Genomic DNA, 23,485 nt, shown 5'->3' on the forward strand with positions numbered 1-23,485 from the left:
GCCCGCCGCGCACCTGCGCGGCGGGCGCCGGCGGTCCACACTGGCCGGGTGGACGACTTCCGCGCCTGGCAGCGCCTCGCACCGACCGGTCTGCTCCTCGTCGGCGCCGGGGTGTGCGTCGTGACCGACGCCGCCGCCCGCCGGGCCCGCGGCAGCGCGACGGGCGCGTGGGTGGCGGAGGGCACCGCGGGCCTGCTGGGCTTGAACGCGGGGCTGTCCCTGTTCGGCGAGGCCGTCAAGCGCCGGGCCCTGCACGACGTGGCCGCGCGCGGCTGAACCGCTCCCCCGCCGCCCCGCCGCCCCGCTCCCCGGGTGCGCCCGGCCGCCGGAGCGCGTAGGAACGGGGACGTGCGCGTCGTGGAGGTCAGTGAGCCCGGTGGTCCCGAGGTCCTGCGGGTGGTGGAGCGCCCCGAGCCCGACGTCGGCCCGGAGGAGGTGCTCGTCGAGGTCGAGGCCGCCGGGGTGAACCCCACCGACCTGGCCGCCCGCGAGGGCCACACCGTCGGCGACTCCGCCCGCCCGCCGTACGTGCCGGGCTGGGACTTCGCCGGCACGGTGCGCGCCGCGGGCGGGGACGTGCAGGACCTGCCCGTCGGCTCGGCGGTCGTCGGGATGGTGCCCTGGTACGCCGAGCACGGCCGCGTCGGCGCCTACGCCGAGCGCATCGCCGTCCCGCGGGCGTGGGTGCTGCCCCGCCCGCAGGGCCTGAGCGCCGTGGACGCGGCCACGATCCCCCTCAACGCCCTCACCGCCGCGCAGCTGCTGGAGCTGCTGGAGCTGCGGCCGGGCTCCGAGGTGCTGGTCACCGGCGCCGGCGGCGCCGTGGGCGGGTACGCCGTGCAGCTCGCCGCGCGGGCCGGGCACCGCGTCACCGCGGTCGCCGGCACCGGCGACGAGGAGTGGGTGCGCGCCCTGGGGGCCGCGGTCGTGCTGCCCCGGGACACCTCCTACGACGCGGTGGGCACCTTCCCCGCCGTCGTCGACGCCGTCCCCGTGGGCGAGGCGCTGTTCCCCGCGGTCGCGCGCGGGGGGAGGGTCGTCAGCACCCGGCCGGTGCCGGACGCGCCCGCGGGCGCGGGCATCGAGCAGCAGGTGATGCTCGTGGAGCTGGACCCGCCGCTGCTGGAGCGCCTGGTCGCCGACGTCGCCGCCGGCCGGCTGCGCACCCGGGTGTCCGCGACGTTCCCGCTGGAGCGGGCCGCCGACGCCCACCGCGCGGCCGAGGAGCGCGGCCGGCGCGGCAAGGTCGTCCTGACGCCCTGACCCCCGGCGCCCGCCGTTCGGGGTCCCGCCCCCCGGGTCCCGGGGGACCCGGCGCCCTCAGCGGTGCGCCGGGACCGTCCCGTCGCTGCCGGTGAGGTCGACCACGGCGCGGTGCCCGTCGACGGCGCCCGGCGCCGGCAGCGGGGAGTCCAGCGGGGTGCCACCCGGCGCGGGCCGCTGCCCGGCCGCGGTCGCGGCGGGCAGCGCCGACGGGTCCGCGCGGCCCCACTGCGCCTCCACGTCGGCGAGCAGCCCCTCGAGGTAGGTGCGCAGCTGGGTGCGGCAGGCCCGCCCGAACGCCTGCAGGTAGGCGACCTGCTCGCGCACCTCCTCGGCGGTGGGGCCCTGCGCCGGCCCGGCCTGAGCCGGGACCGCCGCCGGGGCCGGTGCCGGTGCCGGGGTGGCCGCGGCGTCCGCGGCCGCGCCGGCGGAGGCCCGCGCGGCCCGCAGCACCTCGTCGGCCTCCTCGCGGGCGCGCTGCAGCAGGTTCTCGTACTGCTCGCGCGCCTGGCCCGCGAGCATGCGGCTGAAGCCCTCCGCGTCGGCGACGTACTGGTCGGCCGTCTGCTGCGCCGCCGAGAGGATCCCCACCGCCTGCTCGGTGGGGTCCACGGGCTGCGCGGCAGGCGCCTGCTCGCGCAGGGCGCTGACCTCCTCGCGCAGCTGGGCGGTCTCGGCCTCCAGGCGCTCGCGCTCGGCCTGCGCCCGCACCAGCTCGGCGCGCACCCGGTCCAGGAAGTCGTCGACCTGGCTCACGTCGTAGCCGCGCTGCAGCACGCCCGAGGTGCTGAAGCGGACGGCCTCGACGTCCGCGGGGCCCACCCGGTCCTCCGGGCGCTCGCCCACCCCCGTGGCCACCGCCCCGTCCACCTGCGCGCTCGCCGCTCGCGCACCGCCGTCGTCGCTCACCGCGCCACCTCCCCTCCCACGTCGGGCCCCGGCCTGCTCGGGGCCTGGACCTCCGCGCGCACCCGCTCCGGCGGGACGCCGTGCGCGGTGAGCGCCTCCACCGTGCGCTCCACCGTGCGCTGGTCGCCGGCGACGTGGACGTCGCGGGCGGTCCAGGGCCCGTGGCGCAGGACGACCTCGGGCAGGTCGCCGCGCTCGTGCGGGGAGCGGGCGGTGCGGCCCTCGCCGGTCAGGACGGGCGTCACGGTCAGCCAGGGGTGCTCGGCCTCCAGGCGGCGCAGGTCGGGCAGGTCGTAGAGCCCCGCCTCGTCGCGGGCCCCGGCGAACAGGTGCACCCGGCGCCCCGGCGAGGTGGCGGCGACCTCCCCGACCATGGCCTTCAGGGGCGCCAGGCCGGTGCCGGAGGCGACCATGAGCAGGTCCCGCCCGGACTCCAGCAGCGTGGCGGTGCCCTGCGCCGGGCCCAGCCGCAGCACGTCGCCCACGCCGAGGTGGCGCACGAGCGCGGAGCTGACCGGTCCCCCGTCGTGGGCCTGCACGTGCAGCTCCAGCAGCCCGTCCGGGCGCTGCGGGCCGGCCGGCCAGTAGTACCGCCACAGCCGCGGCCGCAGCTCGGTCTCCACGGAGACGGCCTGGCCGGCGCGGTAGCCCAGCGGCACCTGCGTCTGCAGGCGCAGCACGGCCACGTCCATCGAGCGCACCTCGTGGGTGACGACCTTCGCGTCCCACCAGGCGGGTTCCTGCGCGGCGGCCTCGGCGGCCTCCACCATGACCTTCGCCACGAGCTCGTAGGCGGCGCCCCAGTCGCGCGCCAGGTCCTCGTCCCACGCGTCGTCGAAGTGCTGCAGCGTGGCCAGCAGGCTGGCGCCGACGGCCGGGTAGTGCGCGGCCAGGGTGCCGAACTTGCGGTGGTCGCGGCCCAGCTGCTGCAGGACCGGCACGAGCGAGTCCAGGTCGTCGACGAGGTCGACCACCTGGCCCAGCGCCCGGAAGAGCCGGTCCCGCTGGTGCACCATCGACACCGGGAACATCGGCCGCACCTCGGGGTGGCGCAGGAACAGGTGCGAGTAGAAGTACAGCGGGGCGTCGTCGCCGGCGGCGGCCGCCTTGGCGAAGCTGGCCCGCATCGCGGGGATGTCCACGGGGTGCCCGCCCGTCAGCCGGCCCGGGTGCTGCCCGGCGCACCGGGCTCGCACCGCTCGGCCAGCGCCAGCAGGTCCCCGGCCAGCGCGCGGGCCTGCGCCTGCGCGGCCCGCTGGGCCTCCTGCAGGGCGACGAGCGCCTCCTGCGCCTGCGCCTGCTGCTCCTGGCTGCGCACGTGGGCGGCCAGCACCGCCTCGCGGGCGGCCTCCTCGCGGGCGACGGCGCGCTCCTCGGCGTCGGCGACGATGCGCTCGGCGCGCTGCCGGGCCTCGTCCACCAGCGCGTCCGCGCTGCGCTGCGCCAGTTCCAGCAGCCGCGCGGCGCGCACGGCCACGTCCGGGCTGCCGCTGCCGGCGTTGTCGACGGTGGTGGCCATGGTCCCTCCGGTGGGCGCTGGGCGGCCTGGGTCGCGCCGCGACCCGGTGGAGCGGTCCCGACGGGTGAGTTCTAGCAGTGCGCCACCGGCGGTGTCCCCGCTGCCGGAGCTGGCTGTCGCAGCCCTGTCAGGTCCGCGCGAAACCTCGCGCCGCACGCGGTCGGTGCGGTAAAGGGCCGTCCCCGCAGCGCGCGCGGCGCTGCGGGGACGGCGGACGTCACTTCCGGACGTCGATCGTGACGCGGGTCGTGGCGCTGACGGGAGCGCCGAACGCGTCGGTCATCGACACGGTGCAGTCGAACGTCGCCGTGCCGGTCGCGGTGGGCCGCGCCCGCAGGGTGAGGTTCGCGTTCTGCCCCGCGCCGTAGTCGCGGTTGCCGACCTGCTGCGCCGAGCCGGGAGCGAGCTCCAGGGCGAACGGCGCGGTGCCGACCGGGGTGCAGCGGTAGGAGAAGGAGCTGCCCAGCAGCTTGCCGGTGCCCCTGTTGCCGAGCTGCACGACCACCTGGACGGTCTGGTGCGCGTTGGCGCGCACCACCGGGCCGTTGTTGACCTGCTGGTACAGCTTCGTCGTGGTGGGCGGCGGGGTGACGACCACGTCGAAGGAGACCGGGGTGGCCGCGTTGCCCGCGCGGTCGGACACCGAGCAGGTCACCGTCGTGGTGCCGATGGCGAACTGCGCGCCCGGGGCCGGGGCGCAGTTCGGCGTCAGCACGCCGTCGCGGGTGTCGCCGGCGACCGGCGGGACGTAGTGCACCTTCGCGCCGGCGGGGCTGGTGGAGAGCACCCGCACCGGGTCCTTGGCGGCGATGCGCGGGGCGAGGAAGTCCGCCGGGCGCGGCGGCAGCTTCGAGGGGTCGACGATGCCCCAGTAGGCCGGGGTGACCTGCAGGTCGTCGTCGAAGGGCAGCGGCTGCTCCCACGGGCGGGCGATCGGCCAGGTCCGCAGCCAGGTGCGGGCGTTGCTGATGCCCCAGAACGTCACCGACTCGATGGAGCGCGAGTGCTTCTCCAGGACGTCGAACAGGTCGCGGTAGTAGTACCCGTTCTCCGCCGCGGCGGCCGCGTCGTCCTCGGTGGCGCGCGCGGGGCGCCCGCCGCCGCCGACGTCGGCGGACACGACCTCCTTGGAGGTGCTGACGTCCAGCTCGGTGATGACCTGCAGCAGCGGCTTGCCCTTCTGGGCGCTGAGCTTCTCGACCGCCGTGAGGGAGTCGTCCAGCCACTGCACCGGGCGGCCGAAGTCGACGTGCACCTGGTGGCCCACGCCGTCGATCGGCACGCCGCGGTCCAGCAGGGCGCCGACGAGCTCGACGTAGTCGGCGCGCTTCTCCGGCATCTCGGAGTTGTAGTCGTTGATGAACAGCTTCTGCTGCGGGAAGTACTCGTCCGCGAAGCGGAAGGCGTCGTCGACGAAGTGCTCGCCGAGCACCTGGAACCAGCGGCTGTCGCGCATGTCGTGCGGGTTGGCGTTGTCGCCGTCGTTGACGACCTCGTTGACGACGTCCCAGGCCCAGATCGGGTAGTTCCCGTCCGGGTAGCGCGCCTTGAGGTGGTCGGCGATGCCCTTGATGTGGGCCTCCATGCGACCGCGCAGGAGCGCCTGGTCCGCCGGGGAGTTCGTCAGCGGGGTGCCGTCGGCGCGCTGGAAGAACCAGGCCGGGGTCTGCGAGTGCCAGACGAACACGTGCCCGTACACCCTCGTGCCGGTGCGGTCAGCGTAGTCGAGCAGCGCGTCCAGGCGGGAGAAGTTGAAGCGGCCCTCGGTGGGCTGGACGACCTCGGGCTTGCCGTCGTTCTCGGGGGTGAACGCGTTGAAGTGCTTCTGCACGAGCTGCGAGGCGCGCCCGACGGTCTCGCGCGAGTCGATGGCCACGCCCACGTGCTCGAAGCCCTGCGCGCCCAGCACGTCCTTCAGGCCCGGCACGTCCTGGATCGGCGTCTCGGCGAAGGGGGCCACGCGCACGTCGTCGAGCAGGAAGCTGACGCCCGCGGCGCCCTCGACGTACAGCTGCGCGCGGGTGGCGGCGGTGCCGAGGGTGTAGGTGCCGCGCAGCTGCGTCCAGGTGTCGGCGTTGACGGTGGCGCTGGCGCCGGCGACGCCCTGGTAGGCGTCCGACCCGTTCGCGGTGAGCTGCACGGTCGCGTTCAGCGAGGTCGGGGCCTGACCGGGGGTCAGCTTCGCCCAGAACGAGACGGCGACCGTCTGGCCGACGGCCAGGTTCGACGTGACGTCGATCGTGGCCCCGTGCCAGTTCTGCAGGCGGTTCGTGACGCGCAGCGCGCCGCTGCCGTTCCGGCCGGCGCCGGCGACCTGCTCGACCTTCGCGTCGCCGCGCCCGGCCCAGCCGTCCAGGCCGGTGTCGAACGTGGAGGTCAGGGTGGAGGCGGCCGCGGCCGCCTGGGTGGTGCCGGCCGTGGCCGCGGAGGCGGGCGGGACGGCCAGGACGCCGATGCCGGCCAGCAGGCCGGACGCGACGGCGGCGGTGCGCAGGGTGCGCTGCTTCATCGTGCGGTTCCCCTCGGGGTGGATCGTGCGGGCGACGGTGCTCTTGATCCCTTCCGGAAGAGTTCCGGAATGGTGGAAGTGCACCACCGCGCCCGCCGTCCGGTCAAGCGGGGGCGCGCGCGACGACGGCCCGGTCCCCCGCGGGGGACCGGGCCGTCGTGGTGCCGGCGTGGTGGGAGCGGGGTCAGCGGCCGCCGAGGATGTCGCGGATCTGCTGCTTCTGGGCGTCGCCCAGGCCCAGGGTGTCGGCGACCGAGTCGAACCACAGCGGTTCCCCGTCGCCGCCGAGCAGCCCGCCGGGGCCCTCCTCGGCCTGCTCGGAGATGCCCGCGGAGACCGCCGGCCAGAACCCGCGCTGCACGGTCCACGGCGCGGCGGGGCTGACCAGGCCGACCGCGGCCAGCTCGTCGATGCGCTCGCGGACCTCGTCGACGGCGGCGGACGCGGCCGGGCCGAGGTCACCGGCCTCCTCCACGAGGTCGGCCAGGTCCGTCTCGTCGATCGGCTCGCCCAGCACCGCGGAGGCCAGGACCGTCGGCAGCAGCGCCTCGGCGACGGAGAACCCGCCGTCCAGCGTGGCGGGGTCGTCCAGCAGGAACCGCCCCACCAGGTCGCGGCGCAGCTCGCGGGCGTCCTCGTCGTCGTCGAGCCAGGTGGCGGCCTCCACGCCGGGGGCGAGCCGCTCGTCGTCCTCGCCGTCCAGCAGCTCCAGGTCGATCATCGCCAGCACCACCTGGCGCAGCCACGGCACGTCCTCCAGCCGCGGCGGCGCGCCCTCCTCGACCGGCGCGAGGGGCGGGGCGTGATCGCCCAGGGCGGCCAGGACCGCGGCGACGTCGTCGGCGGCCAGCTCCTCGTCGTCGGGCACGGCGGTGCCCGCGCCGACGTGCGCCAGCACGGCGCTCGCCACCCGCACCGGGAACGAGGTCAGGACGGCGGCGTCCTCCTCGCGCGCGCCCACCTGCTCCGCGGCGGCGGCCAGCAGCTCCGCGGGGTCCACCTCACCGGGCCCGAGCAGCGCCAGGCAGGTCTCCAGGTGCCCGGCGGTGCCGCTCCAGCGCCCGGTCTCGCCCAGGAAGGCGAGGAACTGGTACCAGACGGCGCGCAGGTCCTCCTGGACCTCCTCGGCGTCGTCGGAGTCCTCGACCAGGGCGGGCAGCACGCGGGCGGTGAGCACCTCCACCTCCTCGGGGGTGGTGCGCGTGGCGGGGGCGGAGGAGGGCCGCAGCGCGCGCAGCCCGCCCAGCGAGACGGCGAGCGCGTCGGCGACGCCCTCCACGCCCACCTCCTCGTCGACGACGGCGCTGCGGCGCAGCCAGTCCACGAACGGCCCGCGCAGCTCCCGCAGGGCGCGGTCGCCGGTCTCGCGCAGGTCCTCGACGGCGGGCAGGTCATCAGAACGGGGCACGCGAGCACCTTGCCACCCCGCGCGGGCGCGGGACCAGCGAGGGCGGCGGGCGACGGGGTCTCAGTCGGACGGTTCGGACACCGGAGCGCCGTCGCCGCCCTCGCGCAGCGTGGGGTCCGCCGGTTCGGCGCCGTCCCCGCCGGTGGCGCTGGGCACGACGTCGCCGGTGGGCGTGGCGGGCACGTCCTCACCGTCCTGCGCGGCGCCCTCGTCCTCGCCGGGTGCGCGCCCGGCGGCGCGGCGCTCCTCGGCGGCCACCCGCTCCTCGATCCCGTCGACGACGGCGGACAGGTCCTCAGCGCCGGGCGGCGGCGGGGCGTCGCGGGGCACGGGGGCGTCCTCGGGCTCGCTGCTCATCGGGCGACCTCTCCGTCGGGGCGGGTGCCCGTCCACCGTAGCCAGTGCGCCACCCGGCGGCCGCCCGGGACGGCCGCCGGCCGCGTCGGCGCCGGCGGAGGGGGCTGTGGCGGCGGAGGGGGGCGGTGGCGGCGGTCGGGGAGATGGAGGAGGTCCGCGCAGGGGGCGGACCGCGGGCCCCGCGATCTGTACGCTCCGGGCGATGAGCATCGATGCGGTCGCCCGGCTCGAGCGAGAGCTCGGAGTGCTCCTGCGCCGCTCCCGCGCCCTGTCCCGCGCGACCGCGCACGCGGTCCACCCCGACCTGAACTTCGAGGCCTACAGCATCCTCGTGCGCCTGGACGACACCGGGCGGGCGCGGCCGAGCGAGCTGGCGCGCTACTTCCGCATCGGCAAGCCCACCCTCAGCCGCCAGGTGCAGCTCCTGGAGCAGCTCCAGCTCGTCGAGCGCACCCCGGACCCCGTCGACGCGCGCGCGGTGCTGCTGACGCTGTCCGAGACCGGCCGCGCGAAGGTCCACGCCGCCCGGCAGGCCCGCCGCGACGAGCTCATCGAGCGGGTGGGCCCGTGGGGCGAGGACACCCTGCGGCGCTTCGCGGCCCTGACCGAGCGGCTGAACGCCTCCCTGGACGCCGACGGCGGCACGGACGCCGTCAGCGGCCCGGAGCGCGACGAGGCCGCCGTCGCCGAGCGCTTCTTCAAGGGCTGAGGGGGCGGGCGGCGCTCGCGCGCCGCCCGGTGACCACCGCGAGCCGACACTCGGACTCGAACCGAGAACCGCCCGATTACAAGTCGGGTGCGCTACCAGTTGCGCCATGCCGGCGTGCCGGGCCACGAGCACCCCGGCACGCCGATGGTAGCCGCCGACCGCCGCGCCGGTCGGCGCACCGCCGCGGCCGCCCGCGCCCCAGCCGTCCCCGCGGCGCGCCTCAGCCGTCCTCGCGGCGCGCCTCCGCCACCCGGTGCGGCACCCGCAGCAGCCGCACCGCGGTCACCAGGACCAGCCCGCCGGTCAGGTTGCCCAGCGCGGACCAGCCCAGGCGCGGCAGCCAGTCGCCGTAGCCGACGTCGGCGCCGGAGTGGATCGCGGCGAAGACCAGCAGCGAGTCCAGCACCGAGTGGAAGAGCTGCCCGCCGGCCAGCAGGGCGCCGAAGAGCACCGCGGGCACGATGCGCACCCCGGTGCTCTCCGTGCCGTGCTGCATGCGCGTCATCAGGGTGATCACCACGCCGGCGAGCACCGCCAGGCAGAAGGACTCCAGGCCGATCGGGAGCGTGGCGTAGTGCGTGCCGGACTCGACGGCCGTCGCGCGCAGCCCGGGCAGGCCCTGCACCACCAGCCACATCAGCACCCACCCGCTGGCGAGGTTGGCGACCAGCGTGACCACCCACAGCCGCAGCAGGGCGGCGACGGTGCCGTCCCGGGCCACGACGGCCATGACGGGCACGAGGAAGTTCTCGGTGAACAGCTCGCTGCGGGCCAGCAGCAGCGCCACGAACCCGATCGAGAACGCCAGGCCCGCGACCAGGTGGCTGCCGGTGGCGCCGAGCACCAGCAGCTGCGCCAGGACGCCGGTGCTGACGTCGATGCCGCCGAGGAGCCCGACGCTCAGCAGCGGCAGGAAGGGGCGGGCGAGGCGGTCGCGGCCCTCGCTGACGAGGCGGTCGAAGGCGTCCTCGGACTCCTTCTCGGGCCGGGCCGGTGGTGCGGCGGGGGACGGGGCGCTCTGGCTCACGGTGCTCCTCGGGGGTGCGGCGGGCGGCCGGCGGCGCCCCTGCCCCCGTCCTACCCGCCCGCGGGTGCGGCCAAGCCCCCGGCAGGGCGGCGCGTCCCGGCGGGCCGGGCACCCCGGTCCGGCCGCGCGGGTTTGAGCGGGGCGCGGGCGGGTACGAGCCGAGTGCTCCAACCGGTGGGCAGCACAGCCACCGCTCCCGCACCGCGGGACCGCAGGGAGGAGCGACGTTGACCGACGCGCCCGCAGCAGGACACCACCGGCCCGTGCCCCTCGGCGAGAAGACGCTGCACGAGCTGCCCGGGGACGTCTCGGTCCCCGACTACGACCGCGGGGCGCTGGTGCCCTCCGTCGTCCACATCGGCGTCGGCGGCTTCCACCGCGCCCACCAGGCCGTGTACTTCGACGAGCTCGCCCGGCGCGGCCACCGCGACTGGGGCCTGGTCGGGGTGGGGGTGCACAGCCCGCAGATCGGGGAGGTCCTCGAGGCGCAGGACCGCCTGTACGCGGTCGTCGAGCGCGGCGCCGAGGACGAGCGCGTGCGCGTGGTGGGGGTGCTGACCCGCTACCTGCTGGCCGCGGAGGGCCCCGGCGCGGTGCTGGACGTGCTCACCGACGAGCGCACCCGCCTGGTGACGATGACGATCACGGGCACGAGCTACCGGATCGACCCGCACACCGGCGAGTTCGACGCCGACGACGACGGCGTGCGCGCGGACCTGGAGCACCCCGAGCGCCCCCGCACGGTGTTCGGCCTGCTCACCGAGGCCCTGGCGCGCCGGCGCGAGGCGGGCACCGCGCCGTTCACGGTGCTCTCCTGCGACAACATGCAGCACAACGGGCGGGCGGCCCGCACCGCCGTGGTCTCCTTCGCCCGGCTGCGCGACGAGCGCCTGGGCCAGGACCTCGCCGGCTGGGTCGAGCAGCGCGTGGCGTTCCCCAGCTCGATGGTCGACCGCATCACGCCCACCACCACCCCGCAGGAGCGCGACGCGATCGCGGCCTCCACCGGCGTGGACGACCGCTGGCCGGTGATCACCGAGCCGTTCTCCCAGTGGGTCGTGGAGGACTCCTTCGGCGACGGGCGCCCCCCGCTGGACGAGGTCGGGGTGCAGTTCGTCGACGACGTCACCCCCTACGAGACGATGAAGACCCGCCTGCTCAACGCCAGCCACTGCGCGCTGGGCTACCTCGGCCACCTCGCCGGGTACCGCACGATCGACGAGCTCATGGCCGACGAGGTCTTCCGCGACTACCTCGTCCACCTCATGCGCGAGGAGATCGTCCCGCTGCTGCCGCCGGTGCCGGGGATCGACCTGGAGGAGTACCAGCGCGGCCTCGTGGAGCGCCTGTCGAACCCGCGCATGGGCGACCAGCTCCTGCGGCTGTGCCGGCGCGGCTCGACGAAGATGCCGAACTACGTCCTGCCCTCCGTGCGCGCCGCGCTGGAGCAGCAGCGGCCCCACCAGCTCCTCGTCCTGGCGGTGGCGGGCTGGATGCGCTTCCTGCGCGGGTACGACTACGCCGGCGAGGAGATCGTCGTGGAGGGCCCGCTGTCGGACGAGCTGGTCGAGCTGGCCCAGGAGGGGCACGTGGACCCCGAGGCGCTGCTCAGCCAGGAGAAGGTCTTCGACAGCCTCTCCGACGACGAGCACTTCGCCGCCTCCCTCGAGGTGGCGCTGCGGGCCCTGGAGGAGCAGGGTCCGCGGGAAGTGATCCGGCTGTACCTGACGCTCGACCAGGAGGGCGCCGCGTGACGAACCGCTCCGAGGACCTCGACCCCGCCGGGGTCACGACGCTGCTGTGCGACGCGGACGGGACGCTGTTCCCGTCCGAGGAACCGGCCTACGCCGCCTCCGCGGACGTGACGAACCGGTTCCTGGCCGAGCTGGGCGCCGAGCGCCCCTACTCCCCCGCCGAGCTGCAGTCGATGACCAACGGCAAGAACTTCCGCGCCGCCGCGCAGGAGCTGGCCCGCGGGTACGGGCGGGACCTGGCGGCCGGCGACCTGGAGCAGTGGGTCGCGCAGGAGAAGGACGTCGTCACCGCCCACCTGCGCACGGTGCTGCGCGAGGACCCGGCGGTGCACGGGCCGCTGGTGCGCCTGGCGGAGCGGTTCGCGCTGGCCGCGGTGACCTCCAGCGCCGCCTCGCGCCTGGACGCCTGCCTGGAGGTCACCGGCCTGGCCGGGTTCTTCGGGCTCGGGCGCCGCTACAGCGCCGAGGACTCCCTGCCCGAGCCCACCAGCAAGCCCGACCCGGCGGTGTACGTGCACGCCCTGAAGGACCTGGGCCTCTCGCCGGACGAGGCGGTCGCGGTCGAGGACTCGATCAACGGCGCCCTGTCCGCGGTCGCCGCGGGGGTGCGCACGGTCGGCACGGTGCAGTTCGTGCCCGAGCACGAGCGCGCCGCGCGCGCCGCCGCGCTGCGCGAGGCCGGCGCCGTCGCGGTGGTCTCCTCCTGGGACGAGGTCGCCGCGCTGCTGGGCGTGCGCTGAGCGCGGGGCCGGGGGCCGAGCGGCCCCCGGCCCGCGCGCTCAGCCGAGCAGCGGCAGCCGCACCGTGGCGAAGGAGTGCGGCGGCAGCTCGACGGTGAGGGTGGAACCCTCCAGGCGGGCGCCGTCGAAGGCGCGCGGCGCGACGGCGCCCGCGCCGCCGGGCACGTTGTGCGCGGACAGCTCCGCCGCGGTGAGCAGCTCGCCGGCGGGCTCGCCGACGGCGCGGCCGCGCAGGTCCACCACGAGGGTGACGGGCTGCTCGGCGTCCAGGTTCGTCAGCGACAGCAGGGCCGCGTCGTCGCGCACCGAGGCGGAGGCGGAGAACGTGCGCAGCTCCTGCCCGTCGACCTCGCGGGCGGGGGTGTCGCTGAGCACGTGCACCGCCAGCGACGCCGCGCCCTGGTGGTGGCGGTTCATCCGGAACACGTGGTAGGTCGGGGTGAGCACCATCTCGGGGCCGTCGGTGAGGACCATCGCCTGCAGCACGTTGACGGTCTGGGCGATGTTCGCCATCACCAGGCGGTCGGCGAAGCGGTGGAACACGTCGAAGTGCAGGCTCGCCACGAGCGCGTCGCGCAGGGTGTTCTGCTGGTACAGGAAACCGGGGTTCGTGCCCGGCTCGACGTCGAACCAGGTGCCCCACTCGTCGCAGACCAGGCCGATGCGCTTGTCCGGGTCGTAGGCGTCCATGACGCGCGCGTGCCCGCCCAGCACGCGCTCCATGCCCTGCGCCTTGAGCATCGTGCGGTAGTAGTCCTCGGCGGTGAAGTCCGTCGCCGAGCCCTTCTGCTCCCACGTGGGCCCGGTGACCGTGTAGTAGTGGAAGGAGACGGCCTGGATGGGCGCGTGCCCGTGGCGGTCGTCGGCGCCCCTGCCCCCCAGGCCGCTGACGGTCCTCATCAGCGCCTCGGTCCAGGGGTAGTCGTCGTCGGAGGCGCCGGCGGCGATGCGGTACAGGCGGTTGTCGCCCTGGTCGCGGCAGTAGGTGGCGAACGTGCGCGCCTGGGCGGCGAACTCCTCGGCGGTCATGTTGCCGCCGCAGCCCCACGCCTCGTTGCCGATGCCCCAGAAGCGCACCTTCCACGGCTCCTCGCGGCCGTTCTCGCGGCGCAGGCGCGCCATCGGGGAGTCGCCGCGGCGGGTGAGGTACTCCACCCACTCGCTCATCTCGCGCACGGTGCCCGAGCCGACGTTGCCCGACACGTACGGCTCGGTGCCCAGCAGCTCGCACAGCGCCATGAACTCGTGGGTGCCGAAGTGGTTGTTCTCCTCCACGTCGCCCCAGTGGGTGTTCACCATGCGCGGCCGGTCCTCCTTGGGGCCGATGCCGTTCATCCAGTGGTACTCGTCGGCGAAGCAGCCGCCGGGCCAGCGCAGGTTGGGGATGTCCAGCGCGCGCAGGGCCTCCACGACGTCCAGGCGCACGCCGCCCTCGTGGGGGACCTCGGAGTCCTCCCCGACGTAGAAGCCGTCGTAGATGCAGCGGCCGAGGTGCTCGGCGAAGTGCCCGTACACGTGGGGCGAGATGGTGGGGCCCGTGACGTCCAGGTCGACGACGGCGTTCACGGGGGCGGGTGCGGGCACTGATTCCTCCAACGTTGTAAGGATCCGTCCGTCCTCGACGCTACCCCCGCCCGGGGAAGCGCGTCAGCCCCCGGGGCGTTCCCGACGGCGTGAGCACCCCCGAGCACGCCCCCACCCCTCCCCCCGCCGAGCGGCTCGTCGTCGCGCACGACGAGGACGCCCACCGCTACGAGGGCCGCCTGGACGGCGAGCTCGTGGCGATCGCCGACTACGTGCCCCGGGACACCGGGGAGGGGACGGTGCTGGCGTTCGTGCACACCGAGGTCGTGCCCGAGCACCAGGACGAGGGCCTGGCCGGCGCCCTGGTGGACGCCGCGCTGGAGGACGTGCGCGCCCGCGGCGCCAGGGTGCTGCCGGCGTGCTCCTTCGTGCGCCTGCACGTGCGGCGGCACCCGGAGCGCTACGCCGACCTGCTCTGAGGCCCGCCGGCCTGCTCTCAGGCCCGCCGGCCTCCCCCGGGGGCCCGCCGGGACCCGGCAGGGCGCACCGGCCCTGCGGGCCCCTCCGGCACGGCAGGATGAGGCGCGTGTCGGAGGAGCCGCGGGCAGAGCAGGGCGTCAGGCGACGGGCGCGGCGGGCGCCGGCCTCGGGGCCGGTGACCCTGCACGACGTCGCCCGCGAGGCGGGCGTGTCGCTGGCGACCGCCTCGCGCGTGCTCAACGGCAGCACCCGGGTGGTCGGCGAGGCGCTGCGCGAGAAGGTGCTGGCCGCCGCGGCCCACCTGGACTACTCCCCCAACGCCCAGGCGCAGGCCATGGCGCGCGGGCGCTCGAACGTCGTGGGCCTGGTGGTCCACGACATCGCCGACCCGTACTTCTCCACCATCGCCTCCGGCGTCATGGAGCGCGCCGCCGCGGCCGGCGTCATCGTCACGCTGGCCGTCACCGGGGCGGACCCGGTCACCGAGGTCGCGCACGTGGCGGCGCTGCGCCGGCAGCGGGTGCGCGCCGTGGTGCTGGCCGGCAGCCGCTGGCAGGACGGCTCCTCCACGGCGACGCTGCGCGCGGAGCTGGAGGCGTTCCGCGCCTCCGGCGGGCAGGTGGCCGCGGTGACGCAGGACGTGCTCGGCGTGGACACGGTCCTCATCGACAACCGCGAGGACGCCGCCGCGCTGGCCGACGCGCTGGTGGGCGCCGGCTACCGCGAGTTCGTGCTGCTGCCCGGCCCGCCGGAGGTGTCCACCGCCGTGGACCGCAGCGCCGGGGTGCGCGAGGCGCTGGCCGCGCGCGGGTGCCCGCCGGTGCTGGACCTGCCGGGCCCGTTCACCCGCGACGGCGCGCACGCCGCGCTGAGCGCGGTGCTGCCGGACGGTCTGCCGCGCCGGGGCGGGCGCCCGCCGTGCGTGGTGGCCGCCAACGACGTCATGGCGGTCGGGGCGATGGCCGCGCTGCGCGAGGCGGGCCTGCGGGTGCCGCGCGACGCGGCCGTGGCGGGCTTCGACGACATCCCCACGCTGCGCGACGTCACCCCGGCGCTGACGACCGTGCGGCTGCCGCTGGCGGAGATCGGCGCGCGCGCCTTCGACCTGGTGGACTCCCCCGGCGGCGAGCGGCGCGTGGAGCACGTGCGCGGGACGGTGCTGCTGCGCGACAGCACCCCGCCGCTGGGCCGGTAGCGGGCACCGCCGCGGCGCGGGGGGTTCCGGGGCCGGGGCCGCCTTGCTACGGTTACCCCCGGTAAACGCTATCCAGTCGGTCGACGAGGACCAGGAGGAACCGTGGAGCACGTACGGGCCACGCTGACCGCCCCCGCGGGCGCACCCGCCCCGGAGAGCGCGCGCCCCGCCCGCACCGCGGTCGTGGTCGGCACCGGCGGCATCGCGCACGCCCACGCCGCCGCGCTGCGCGCCGCCGGCGACCGGGTGCGCCTGGTGGCCGCCGTCGACGTCGACGAGGCCAAGGCGCGCGGGTTCGCCGAGCGCTGGGACGTGCCCGGCACCGCCGGGCGCCTGGAGGACGCCCTGGCCGCGCACCCGGTGGACCTGGTCTGCCTGTGCACGCCGCCGGCCACCCACGTGCCGCTGGCCGAGACGGCCCTGGCCGCCGGGGCGAACGTCGTGGTGGAGAAGCCCGTGGCGCTCTCCCTGGCCGAGGCCGACCGCCTGCTGGCCGCCGAGGCGGCCTCGACGGGCTCGGTGGCCGTCGTCTCCCAGCACCGCTTCGGCTCCGGCGTGCGGCGCCTGGCCTCCATCGTGGCCGAGGGCTCGCTGGGCCGGCCCCTCGTGGCGAACTGCCTGACGCAGTGGTACCGGCCCGACGCCTACTTCCAGGTGCCCTGGCGCGGCACCTTCGAGGCCGAGGGCGGCGGGCCCACGATGGGCCACGGCATCCACCAGGTCGACGTCATGCTCGCCGTGCTCGGCGAGTGGACCGAGGTCAGCGCGATGGCCGCGCGCGGCGCGCGCCCCACCCGCACCGAGGAGGTCTCCGTCGCCACCGTCCGCTTCGCCTCCGGGGCGCTGGCGGCCGTGGTGAACTCCGTGGTCTCCCCGCGCGAGACGTCCGTGCTGCGCTTCGACCTCGAGCGCGCCACCGTGGAGCTGACCCACCTGTACGGCTACGACGACGAGGACTTCACCGTCACCGCCGCCCCCGGCCACGAGGAGGAGGTCGCCCGCACCTGGGCGGCCGGCCCCGCCGGGGTGCCCAGCAGCCACGAGGCGCAGTTCGCCGCCGTCCTGGACGCCCTCGACGCGGGCACCACCCCGCCGGTGGCGCTGCGCACCGCCCGCGACACCCTGGAGCTGGTCGCGGCGGTGTACCGCTCGGCGTTCACCGGCACGCTCGTGCGCCGCGGCGACATCGGCCCCGAGGACCCCTTCGCGCTGCGCATGGACGGCACCGGCGCCCCCTGGGAGCGCGACGGCGCCGCGGGGACGGCCCGGTGAGCGCACCGGGTGCGGCGGGCGCGCTGCGCGCCGAGCACGACGCGCCCGGCGGCGCCTTCGCCGTCCACCTGGCCGGCGCCGGCGGGGAGGTCGCGGTCGCCCGCTACCTCTACCGCAGCGACGCGGCGCAGCTGGAGTCCCCGCGCCCCCACCTGCACCCGCTGCGCACCCCCGCCGGGCACGAGGTGACCCTGTACCGCCCGCACGACCACGTGTGGCACCGGGGGATCGCCTGGTCGCTGCCCCACGTGGGCCCGCACAACTTCTGGGGCGGGCCCACGCACGTGCGCGGGCGCGGCTACGTGCAGCTCGACAACGACGGCTCCATGGACACCGTCGAGGTGCTCGCCGCCGGGGAGGACGGCGGCGGGGGCGCGCGGTTCGCGCACCAGCTGGCCTGGCACGCGCAGTCCGGCGAGGAGGTCGTGCGCGAGCGGCGCGAGCTGGTGTTCACCGCCCCCGCCGCCGACGCCTGGGTCCTCACCGCGGACCTGGCGATGCGCAACGTCTCCGGCGGCGACCTGCCCCTGGGCAGCCCCACCACCAACGGCCGCGAGAACGCCGGCTACGGCGGGCTGTTCTGGCGCGGGCCGCGCAGCTTCACCGGCGGGCGCCTGGTCACCGAGCGGACCGCCGGCGGCGACGAGCTGCGCGGGCAGCGGGCCGAGTGGATGGCCTTCAGCGGCCGGCACGACGGGGTGGACGCCGCCTCGACCGTGCTGCTGCTCGACGACCGGGACAACCCGCAGCACCCGCCGCAGTGGTTCGCGCGCAGCGAGCAGTTCGCCGCGCTGTGCCCGGCGCCGTTCTTCTCGCAGGAGGTGCCCTTCGGCGACGGCGAGGAGCTGCGCTTCCGCTGCGCGGTCGTCGTCGCCGACGGCGCCAGCGGGCCGGAGCGGGGGCGGGAGCTGGCCGCGCTGGGCCGCGCGGCGCTCGCGGCCGGGCGCACCGGCGCGGCGCGCGGCACCGCGGGGGCCTGGAGCAGCTAGAGCAGGCGGTCGAACGGCGACTGCGCCAGCGGCCGCCAGTCCGGGGTGTCGCCCTGCAGCACCATGACGGCGGCCGCGAACGCCACGAGCAGCAGGACGCCGATCGCGGTGCCGGTGGCCCGCTCCCCGGCCAGGGCGGTGCGCACCGCGGTGCGCGTGCCGCGCTGCAGCGAGCGGCTGCCGGGGCCGAACCAGGCCACCAGCACCCCGGCCAGGCCCCCCAGCGCCAGCAGCTCCGGCGAGCCGGGGGACGCGCCCGCGACGGTGCCGCCGATGAAGGCGACGCTGATCCCCACCAGCAGCGGCACGACCGAGGCGAGCAGCGTGGACAGGGCCGCGCGCAGCACGTGCCAGGGGGCCGCGGCCGTCAGCGCCAGCGCGTCCGTCGAGCGCGGGCCGGCCTCCCAGCGGCGGCGGAACAGGGCCGCCGAGCAGCGGTCCACGGTGCGGGCCAGCACCCCGCCGGCGAGCGCGAGGACCACGCCCGCGGTGGGGGCCACGGCCAGCACGCCGACCAGGGCGAGCAGGCCCGCCAGCAGGGTCCAGCTGCGCTGCGGGCGCGCCGGCTGCCCGTTGGTGCCCAGCCGCGGCGCCGGCCCGTCCTGCCCGGCGGGCCGGCCGGGCTGGGGCTGACCCGGGTGGGGCTGACCCGGGTGGAGCTGACCGGGGTGGGGCTGGCCGGGCCACGGCTGCTCCGCCCGCGGGGGCGCGAAGGGCTGCGCCGGCCCGGGGCGCTGCGCCGGGCCGGGGCGCTGCGCCGGGCCGGGGCCGGGGCCGGGCGCGCGCGGGATCCAGCCCGGCGGGGCCTGGCGGGCACCGGCCGGCGGGGCCGGCTGCGGCACCGGCGCGGTCGGCGGCGCCACCGGCGGCAGCACCGTGGTGCGCTCGGCGGCGCTCTCCGGCACGGGCCCGGGGGCGCCGGCGGCCGGGTCCACGGCGGGCAGCACGGAGGTCTCCGGCCCGATGAGCGAGGCGAAGCGCGAGGCGGACCCGCCCCCCGGCGCGGCGGGCGCGGGCGGCGCCGCGGTGGGCACCGCCGCGGTCCCGGTCGCGTCGGCGGCCCGCTGCGGGCCGGTCGTGGCGCCGTCCAGGGCGCGCAGCAGCTGCTCGGGGTGCGGGCGGTGCGCGGGGTTGACCGCGAGCGCGGCCAGCAGCGGCGCGCGCAGGTCCGCCGGCACCCCGGTGAGGTCGACGTCGGCGCGGCGCACCCGGTCCAGGACGACCTCCATGGGACCGCCGCCGAAGGGCGGGCGGCCGCTGGCGGCGTAGGCCACGGTGGCGGCCCAGCCCCACCAGTCGGTCGCGGTGGACACCCGCCCGCCGGCGACGACCTCCGGGGACAGGTAGCCGGGGGTGCCCATCACCAGGCCGGTGGAGGTCAGGCGCACGTCGTCGGCGACGTGCGCGATGCCGAAGTCGATGACGACGGGGTCGCCGTCCAGCAGCAGCACGTTGCTGGGCTTGAGGTCGCGGTGCACCACGCCGGCGGCGTGGATGGCCTGCAGGGCCTGGGCCAGGCCGTGGCCCAGGGCGCGCAGGCGCCCGCCGCTCAGCGGCCCGCGGGAGGAGACCACGGACTCCAGGGAGGGCCCGGGCACGTAGCGGGTCACCAGGTGCGGCCACGGGGAGTCCACGTCGGCGCTGAGGACCTCGGCCACGCGCGGGGAGCGCACCCGCTCCAGGGTGGCGACCTCGCGGGCCAGGCGGGCGCGCGCGTGCGGGTCGGCGGCGATGTGGGGCTTGAGGACCTTCAGCGCCACGGCGCGGTGCTCCTCGTCCAGCGCCAGCCACACCACGCCCATGCCGCCCTCGCCGACGACGCGGTCCAGGCGGTAGCCGCCCACCCGGTCGCCCGGGGACGGGGTGTGCGGGGCCGGGCGCCACCCGGTGGAGGGGGTGCGCGGGTCCGCCGCGGGGGCGCCGCCGGCGGGGGCCCAGGGGTCGTCGCGGTGGTCGCGGCCCGCGCGGTGGTCCCGGTCGTGGCGGTCGTCGCGGGCGCCGCCCGGACGCGGCGGCGCCTCGCCGGGGGTGCGCGGGAAGGGGGTGACCACGACCCCACGGTACGGCAGGAGGGGCCGCGCGCCGAGGGTGCGACGGGCCCGCCGCCGGGGCGGTGGCGGGGTGTGCACACCGCGTCCACGCCCCGCGCACGAGGCGCGCACGAGCCGCGGGCGCGGGCGGCGCGCGGGGGGCGCGCGGGCGGGGTGCGCCGGGGCCGCTCGCTGGACGGGTCGGTCCGTGACCTTGCCGGTAGGGTCGGCCGCACCGACTCCCGAGGAGGACCATCTCGATGCCCGGCGACTACGACCTGGTGGTGGTGGCCAACCGGCTCCCCGTGGACCGGGTGGAGGAAGCGGACGGGTCGTCGTCCTGGCGGCGCAGCCCCGGCGGCCTGGTGACGGCCCTGGAACCCGTGATGAAGCGCGAGGACGGCGCGTGGGTCGGCTGGGCCGGCAGCGCCGGCGAGGCCCCCGAGCCCTTCGACGCCGAGGGGGTGCGCTGCGTGCCGATCCCCCTGTCCGAGCAGGAGGTCGAGGAGTACTACGAGGGCTTCTCCAACGGCACGCTGTGGCCGCTGTACCACGACGTCATCGTCGCGCCCGGCTACCACCGCAGCTGGTGGGACGCCTACGTGCGCGTCAACGAGCGGTTCGCGGAGGCGGCCGCCGAGCAGGCCGCGCAGGGCGCCACGGTGTGGGTGCAGGACTACCAGCTGCAGCTCGTGCCGCGGATGCTGCGCCGGCGCCGGCCGGACCTGCAGATCGGGTTCTTCAACCACATCCCCTTCCCGCCGTTCGAGATCTTCGCGCAGCTGCCCTGGCGCAAGGCGATCATCGACGGGCTGCTGGGCGCGGACCTGGTGGGCTTCCAGCGCCCGGCGGACGCCAGCAACTTCGCCCGCGCCTGCCGCCGGGCCAGCAACCTGCCGGCGCGCTCGGGGCGCATCCGCCTGGACGCCGAGGGCGGCCGGGAGGTGCGCGCGGCGTCGTTCCCGATCTCCATCGACTTCCGCGCGCTGGACGAGCTGGCCCAGCGCGAGGACGTCAAGGCGCGCGCGGCGGAGATCCGCCGCGACCTCGGCGACCCCGAGCACCTGCTGCTGGGCATCGACCGCCTCGACTACACCAAGGGGATCCTGCACCGCCTGAAGGCGTTCGAGGAGCTCCTGGACGACGGGCGCATCAGCGCCGGCGAGGCGGCGCTGGTGCAGGTGGCCACGCCCAGCCGCGAGCGCGTGGAGCAGTACGTGCAGCTGCGCCAGGACGTGGAGGTGACCGTCGGGCGGGTCAACGGCACCCACTCGACGATCGCGCACACCGCGGTGCACTACCTGCACCACTCCTACGGGCGCGAGGAGATGGCGGCGCTGTACCTGGCCGCCGACGTCATGCTCGTCACCGCCCTGCGCGACGGCATGAACCTCGTCGCCAAGGAGTACGTGGCCTCCCGGCACGACGAGCGCGGGGTGCTGGTGCTCAGCGAGTTCACCGGCGCCGCCGACGAGCTGGGCGGGCAGGCGCTGATGGTCAACCCGCACGACATCGACGGGCTGAAGGAGGCGGTGCTGCGCGCGCTGCGGATGCCGCCGCGCGAGGCCGGCCGGCGGATGCGGGCGCTGCGCCGCCGCGTGGGCGACCACGACGTGCAGCGCTGGGCGGCCTCGTTCCTGGAGGCGCTGGCCGAGCACGCCCCGGACCCGCGGGGCACCGCGGCCGAGGTGGCGGCGAGCGCGGAGCGCTCGGCGTGAGCGGGCCCACCGGCGCGGGGCCGGGCGCGGGGCCGGGGTCGGACGCGGAGCCGGGCGCGGGGCCGCCGGCGGAGCTGGTCGCCGAGCTGGAGCGGTTCGCCGCGCGCGGGCGGGTGCTCGTGGCGCTGGACTTCGACGGCGTGCTGGCCCCCATCGTCGACGAGCCCTCCGCGGCGCGCGCCCTGCCGGCCTCCGCGGCGGCGCTGGAGCGCCTGGTGGCCACCACGGACGTGGCGCTGGTGTCCGGCCGCGCGCTGGACGACCTGCGCGCGTGCGCTCAGCCGCCCGCGGGCGTGGTCCTCGTCGGCGGGCACGGCACCCAGTCCTCCCTGGACGAGGGCGTCGACGGCGCGGACGGCGCCGGTGGCGCGGCGCTGAGCGCGGAGCAGGCGGCGCTGCTGGAGCGCCTGGGCGCGGAGCTGGACGCGGTGGCCACCGGGCGCGAGGGGGTGCACGTGGAGCGCAAGCCGATGTCGGCGGTGCTGCACACGCGCCGCGCCGCGCGCGAGGTGGCCGCGGAGGCGACCGCGCTGGCGCTGGCGGGGCCGGGCGCGCTGCCGGGCGTGCACGCCCTGCGGGGCAAGGAGGTCGTGGAGCTGGGCGCGGTGCAGCTCGGCAAGGGCGGCGGGGTGCGCCGGCTGCGCGAGGCGCTGTCGGCGGCGGGCGGGCCGGTGGGGGCGGTGCTCTTCGCCGGCGACGACGTCACCGACGAGGACGCCTTCGCGGCGCTGTCCCCCGACGCCGGCGACGTGACCGTCAAGGTCGGCGGGGGCCCCACCGCCGCGCGGCACCGGGTGGGCTCGCCGCGGGACGTGGCGGCGCTGCTGGCGCTGCTGGCCGACCTGCGCGGGCGCTGAGCGCGCTCAGCGGACGGTGACGGCCGCGGCGCGCTCGCGCCGGCGGCGCACCCACCAGCGCCCGAAGGGGTCGGCGTAGCGGGCCAGCACCGGGCCGAGCACCGCCATCGAGAGCACGTACGCCGCCGCCAGCGCCGCCAGCTGCGGGTCCAGCCCGGCGGCGGTCGCCAGGCCGGCGATGACGATGGAGAACTCCCCGCGGGGCACGAGCGCGGCGCCGGCGCGGATGCGGCCGGGCACGGCGATGCCCGCGCGGCGCGCGGCGACCCAGCCGGTGACGAGCTTGGTGGCGATGCCCAGCACGACCAGGGCCAGCGCGGGCAGCAGCACCGGCGGCAGCGTCGAGGGGTCGGTGGACAGGCCGAAGGAGACGAAGAAGACCGCGGCGAACAGGTCGCGCAGCGGTTCCAGGGAGCGGTGCGCCTCCTCCTCCAGGTCGCTGGAGAGGCTGATGCCCAGCAGGAACGCGCCGACGGCGGCGGACACGTGCAGGGCCTCGGCGACGCCGGCGACCAGCAGGGCCAGGCCCAGCACGCGCAGCAGGGTCACCTCGGCGCTGCCGCCGGAGACGAACCGGGAGATGTGCGAGCCCCAGCGCAGCGCCACGAACAGCGCCACGCCCAGGCAGGCCAGGGCGATGAGGACCGAGCCGGTGGCCTGCCACACGCCCGAGGCGGCGAGCACGGCGGTGAGGACCGGCAGGTACACGGCCATGCCGAGGTCCTCCAGCACGAGGATCCCCAGCACGCTGGGGGTCTCGCGGTTGCCCAGGCGGCCGGTGTCGGCCAGGACCTTGGCGACGATGCCGGAGGAGCTGACGGCGGTGATGCCGAACATCGCCAGCGCCCCGACGGGCCCGTAGCCGAGCAGCAGGCCGATCGCGGCGCCGGGCAGGCCGTTGAGGACCAGGTCGAGCAGGCCCACCGGCGCCTGGCGGCGCAGGTTGCCCAGCAGGTCGCCGGCGGAGTACTCCAGCCCCAGCAGGAGCAGCAGCATCACCACGCCGATCTGCGAGGCGGCCTCGAGGAACTCCTCGGGGGCGTTCAGCGGCAGGACCCCGCCGGCGCCGAAGGCGAGGCCGGCCAGCAGGTACAGGGGCACCGGGGAGATGCCCAGCCGCCCGGCCAGGCGGCCGACGAGGCCCAGGCCGACGATGATCGCACCGAGCTCGATGAGCAGAGCCGCGGTGTGCACTCCCCGACCAGCCGCCTTCCCGTGTCCCCGC

Annotated in this window: 21 protein-coding genes and 1 tRNA gene; 11 read left to right on the forward strand and 11 right to left on the reverse strand. The window is 77.0% G+C overall.

Translation table 11 applies throughout. The annotated features are described in order from the left end of the window. Positions 1-48 precede the first annotated feature (48 nt). Together ACRYR7_RS07865 and ACRYR7_RS07870 are read left to right on the forward strand one after the other, a co-directional pair. Positions 49-276, forward strand: coding sequence for a hypothetical protein (locus ACRYR7_RS07865; RefSeq protein WP_432571524.1), 228 nt, complete (start codon positions 49-51; stop codon positions 274-276). An 81-nt stretch (positions 277-357) separates the two neighbouring features. Further along, positions 358-1,263, forward strand: a complete 906-nt coding sequence (locus tag ACRYR7_RS07870) for an NADP-dependent oxidoreductase (protein WP_432571525.1) — start codon at positions 358-360, stop codon at positions 1,261-1,263. Positions 1,264-1,320: 57 nt separating this feature from the next. On the opposite strand, the gene ACRYR7_RS07875 is transcribed toward ACRYR7_RS07870, so the two are convergent. From ACRYR7_RS07875 to ACRYR7_RS07900, 6 genes are all read right to left on the reverse strand, one after another. Further along, positions 1,321-2,172: a DivIVA domain-containing protein gene (locus ACRYR7_RS07875; protein ID WP_432571526.1), complete on the reverse strand. Its 852-nt coding sequence runs from the start codon at positions 2,170-2,172 to the stop codon at positions 1,321-1,323. Further along, positions 2,169-3,314 carry a globin domain-containing protein gene (locus tag ACRYR7_RS07880; RefSeq protein ID WP_432571527.1) on the reverse strand — a complete coding sequence of 382 codons (1,146 nt, stop codon included), beginning with the start codon at positions 3,312-3,314 and terminating at the stop codon, positions 2,169-2,171. Before ACRYR7_RS07880 ends, ACRYR7_RS07875 begins: the two co-directional genes overlap by 4 nt. Positions 3,315-3,328: 14 nt before the next feature. Continuing rightward, positions 3,329-3,691, reverse strand: coding sequence for a hypothetical protein (locus ACRYR7_RS07885; RefSeq protein ID WP_432571528.1), 363 nt, complete (start codon positions 3,689-3,691; stop codon positions 3,329-3,331). A 217-nt stretch (positions 3,692-3,908) separates the two neighbouring features. Further along, complete coding sequence (locus ACRYR7_RS07890) at positions 3,909-6,200, reverse strand: endo-1,4-beta-xylanase (RefSeq protein WP_432571529.1); 2,292 nt, start codon at positions 6,198-6,200, stop codon at positions 3,909-3,911. Between the two features lie 184 nt (positions 6,201-6,384). Continuing rightward, positions 6,385-7,608, reverse strand: a complete 1,224-nt coding sequence (locus ACRYR7_RS07895; RefSeq protein WP_432571530.1) for a hypothetical protein — start codon at positions 7,606-7,608, stop codon at positions 6,385-6,387. Between the two features lie 60 nt (positions 7,609-7,668). Next, positions 7,669-7,965, reverse strand: a complete 297-nt coding sequence (locus tag ACRYR7_RS07900) for a hypothetical protein (RefSeq protein ID WP_432571531.1) — start codon at positions 7,963-7,965, stop codon at positions 7,669-7,671. Positions 7,966-8,167: 202 nt separating this feature from the next. Here ACRYR7_RS07900 and ACRYR7_RS07905 point away from each other — a divergent pair, with 202 nt between their 5' ends. Then, complete coding sequence (locus ACRYR7_RS07905; RefSeq protein WP_432571532.1) at positions 8,168-8,674, forward strand: MarR family winged helix-turn-helix transcriptional regulator; 507 nt, start codon at positions 8,168-8,170, stop codon at positions 8,672-8,674. Positions 8,675-8,715: 41 nt separating this feature from the next. Here ACRYR7_RS07905 and ACRYR7_RS07910 read toward each other — a convergent pair. Together ACRYR7_RS07910 and ACRYR7_RS07915 are read right to left on the reverse strand one after the other, a co-directional pair. After that, positions 8,716-8,788, reverse strand: a tRNA-Thr gene (locus ACRYR7_RS07910). Between the two features lie 106 nt (positions 8,789-8,894). Continuing rightward, positions 8,895-9,701: a formate/nitrite transporter family protein gene (locus ACRYR7_RS07915; RefSeq protein ID WP_432571533.1), complete on the reverse strand. Its 807-nt coding sequence runs from the start codon at positions 9,699-9,701 to the stop codon at positions 8,895-8,897. A gap of 227 nt (positions 9,702-9,928) precedes the next feature. Between ACRYR7_RS07915 and ACRYR7_RS07920 the strand changes: the two genes are divergently transcribed. Next, positions 9,929-11,455, forward strand: a complete 1,527-nt coding sequence (locus ACRYR7_RS07920; RefSeq protein WP_432571534.1) for a mannitol dehydrogenase family protein — start codon at positions 9,929-9,931, stop codon at positions 11,453-11,455. Next, positions 11,452-12,195 carry an HAD family hydrolase gene (locus ACRYR7_RS07925; RefSeq protein ID WP_432571535.1) on the forward strand — a complete coding sequence of 248 codons (744 nt, stop codon included), beginning with the start codon at positions 11,452-11,454 and terminating at the stop codon, positions 12,193-12,195. The genes ACRYR7_RS07920 and ACRYR7_RS07925 overlap by 4 nt, the downstream gene beginning before the upstream one ends. 39 nt (positions 12,196-12,234) lie before the next feature. On the opposite strand, the gene ACRYR7_RS07930 is transcribed toward ACRYR7_RS07925, so the two are convergent. Then, positions 12,235-13,779, reverse strand: coding sequence for an alpha-N-arabinofuranosidase (locus tag ACRYR7_RS07930; protein ID WP_432571536.1), 1,545 nt, complete (start codon positions 13,777-13,779; stop codon positions 12,235-12,237). 89 nt (positions 13,780-13,868) lie between these two features. Between ACRYR7_RS07930 and ACRYR7_RS07935 the strand changes: the two genes are divergently transcribed. The 4 genes from ACRYR7_RS07935 to ACRYR7_RS07950 all read left to right on the forward strand — a co-directional run bounded on the left by ACRYR7_RS07935 (position 13,869) and on the right by ACRYR7_RS07950 (position 17,655). Further along, positions 13,869-14,198 carry a GNAT family N-acetyltransferase gene (locus tag ACRYR7_RS07935; RefSeq protein WP_432571537.1) on the forward strand — a complete coding sequence of 110 codons (330 nt, stop codon included), beginning with the start codon at positions 13,869-13,871 and terminating at the stop codon, positions 14,196-14,198. 107 nt (positions 14,199-14,305) lie between these two features. Further along, positions 14,306-15,394, forward strand: coding sequence for a LacI family DNA-binding transcriptional regulator (locus ACRYR7_RS07940; RefSeq protein ID WP_432571538.1), 1,089 nt, complete (start codon positions 14,306-14,308; stop codon positions 15,392-15,394). 102 nt (positions 15,395-15,496) lie between these two features. Further along, positions 15,497-16,666 carry a Gfo/Idh/MocA family protein gene (locus ACRYR7_RS07945; protein WP_432571539.1) on the forward strand — a complete coding sequence of 390 codons (1,170 nt, stop codon included), beginning with the start codon at positions 15,497-15,499 and terminating at the stop codon, positions 16,664-16,666. Continuing rightward, entirely contained in the window at positions 16,663-17,655 is a 993-nt protein-coding gene (locus ACRYR7_RS07950) for a DUF6807 domain-containing protein (RefSeq protein WP_432571540.1), read from the forward strand. Before ACRYR7_RS07945 ends, ACRYR7_RS07950 begins: the two co-directional genes overlap by 4 nt. Here ACRYR7_RS07950 and ACRYR7_RS07955 read toward each other — a convergent pair. Next, the gene (locus ACRYR7_RS07955) at positions 17,652-19,706 is read right to left on the reverse strand and encodes a protein kinase domain-containing protein (RefSeq protein ID WP_432571541.1); all 2,055 of its coding nucleotides are present in this window, start codon (positions 19,704-19,706) and stop codon (positions 17,652-17,654) included. The genes ACRYR7_RS07950 and ACRYR7_RS07955 overlap by 4 nt on opposite strands. A 239-nt stretch (positions 19,707-19,945) precedes the next feature. On the opposite strand from ACRYR7_RS07955, the gene ACRYR7_RS07960 reads away from it, so the two are divergent. Continuing rightward, positions 19,946-21,403, forward strand: coding sequence for an alpha,alpha-trehalose-phosphate synthase (UDP-forming) (locus ACRYR7_RS07960; protein WP_432571542.1), 1,458 nt, complete (start codon positions 19,946-19,948; stop codon positions 21,401-21,403). Then, complete coding sequence (otsB, locus tag ACRYR7_RS07965; RefSeq protein WP_432571543.1) at positions 21,400-22,260, forward strand: trehalose-phosphatase; 861 nt, start codon at positions 21,400-21,402, stop codon at positions 22,258-22,260. Before ACRYR7_RS07960 ends, otsB begins: the two co-directional genes overlap by 4 nt. A gap of 6 nt (positions 22,261-22,266) precedes the next feature. Here the strand turns inward: otsB and ACRYR7_RS07970 are convergent, their stop codons facing one another. Beyond that, positions 22,267-23,454, reverse strand: coding sequence for a cation:proton antiporter (locus ACRYR7_RS07970; protein ID WP_432571544.1), 1,188 nt, complete (start codon positions 23,452-23,454; stop codon positions 22,267-22,269). Positions 23,455-23,485 lie beyond the last annotated feature (31 nt).

It is taken from the genome of Kineococcus gurbantunggutensis (assembly GCF_050871925.1).
Classification (GTDB): Bacteria; Actinomycetota; Actinomycetes; order Actinomycetales; family Kineococcaceae; genus Kineococcus.

Excerpts from the sequence above, each read along its gene's own strand:
- ACRYR7_RS07885 (WP_432571528.1), bottom strand. The coding sequence starts at position 3,691 with ATGGCCACCACCGTCGACAACGCCGGCAGCGGCAGCCCGGACGTGGCC.
- ACRYR7_RS07890 (WP_432571529.1), bottom strand. The coding sequence starts at position 6,200 with ATGAAGCAGCGCACCCTGCGCACCGCCGCCGTCGCGTCCGGCCTGCTG.
- ACRYR7_RS07900 (WP_432571531.1), bottom strand. The coding sequence starts at position 7,965 with ATGAGCAGCGAGCCCGAGGACGCCCCCGTGCCCCGCGACGCCCCGCCG.
- ACRYR7_RS07905 (WP_432571532.1), top strand. The coding sequence starts at position 8,168 with ATGAGCATCGATGCGGTCGCCCGGCTCGAGCGAGAGCTCGGAGTGCTC.
- ACRYR7_RS07960 (WP_432571542.1), top strand. The coding sequence starts at position 19,946 with ATGCCCGGCGACTACGACCTGGTGGTGGTGGCCAACCGGCTCCCCGTG.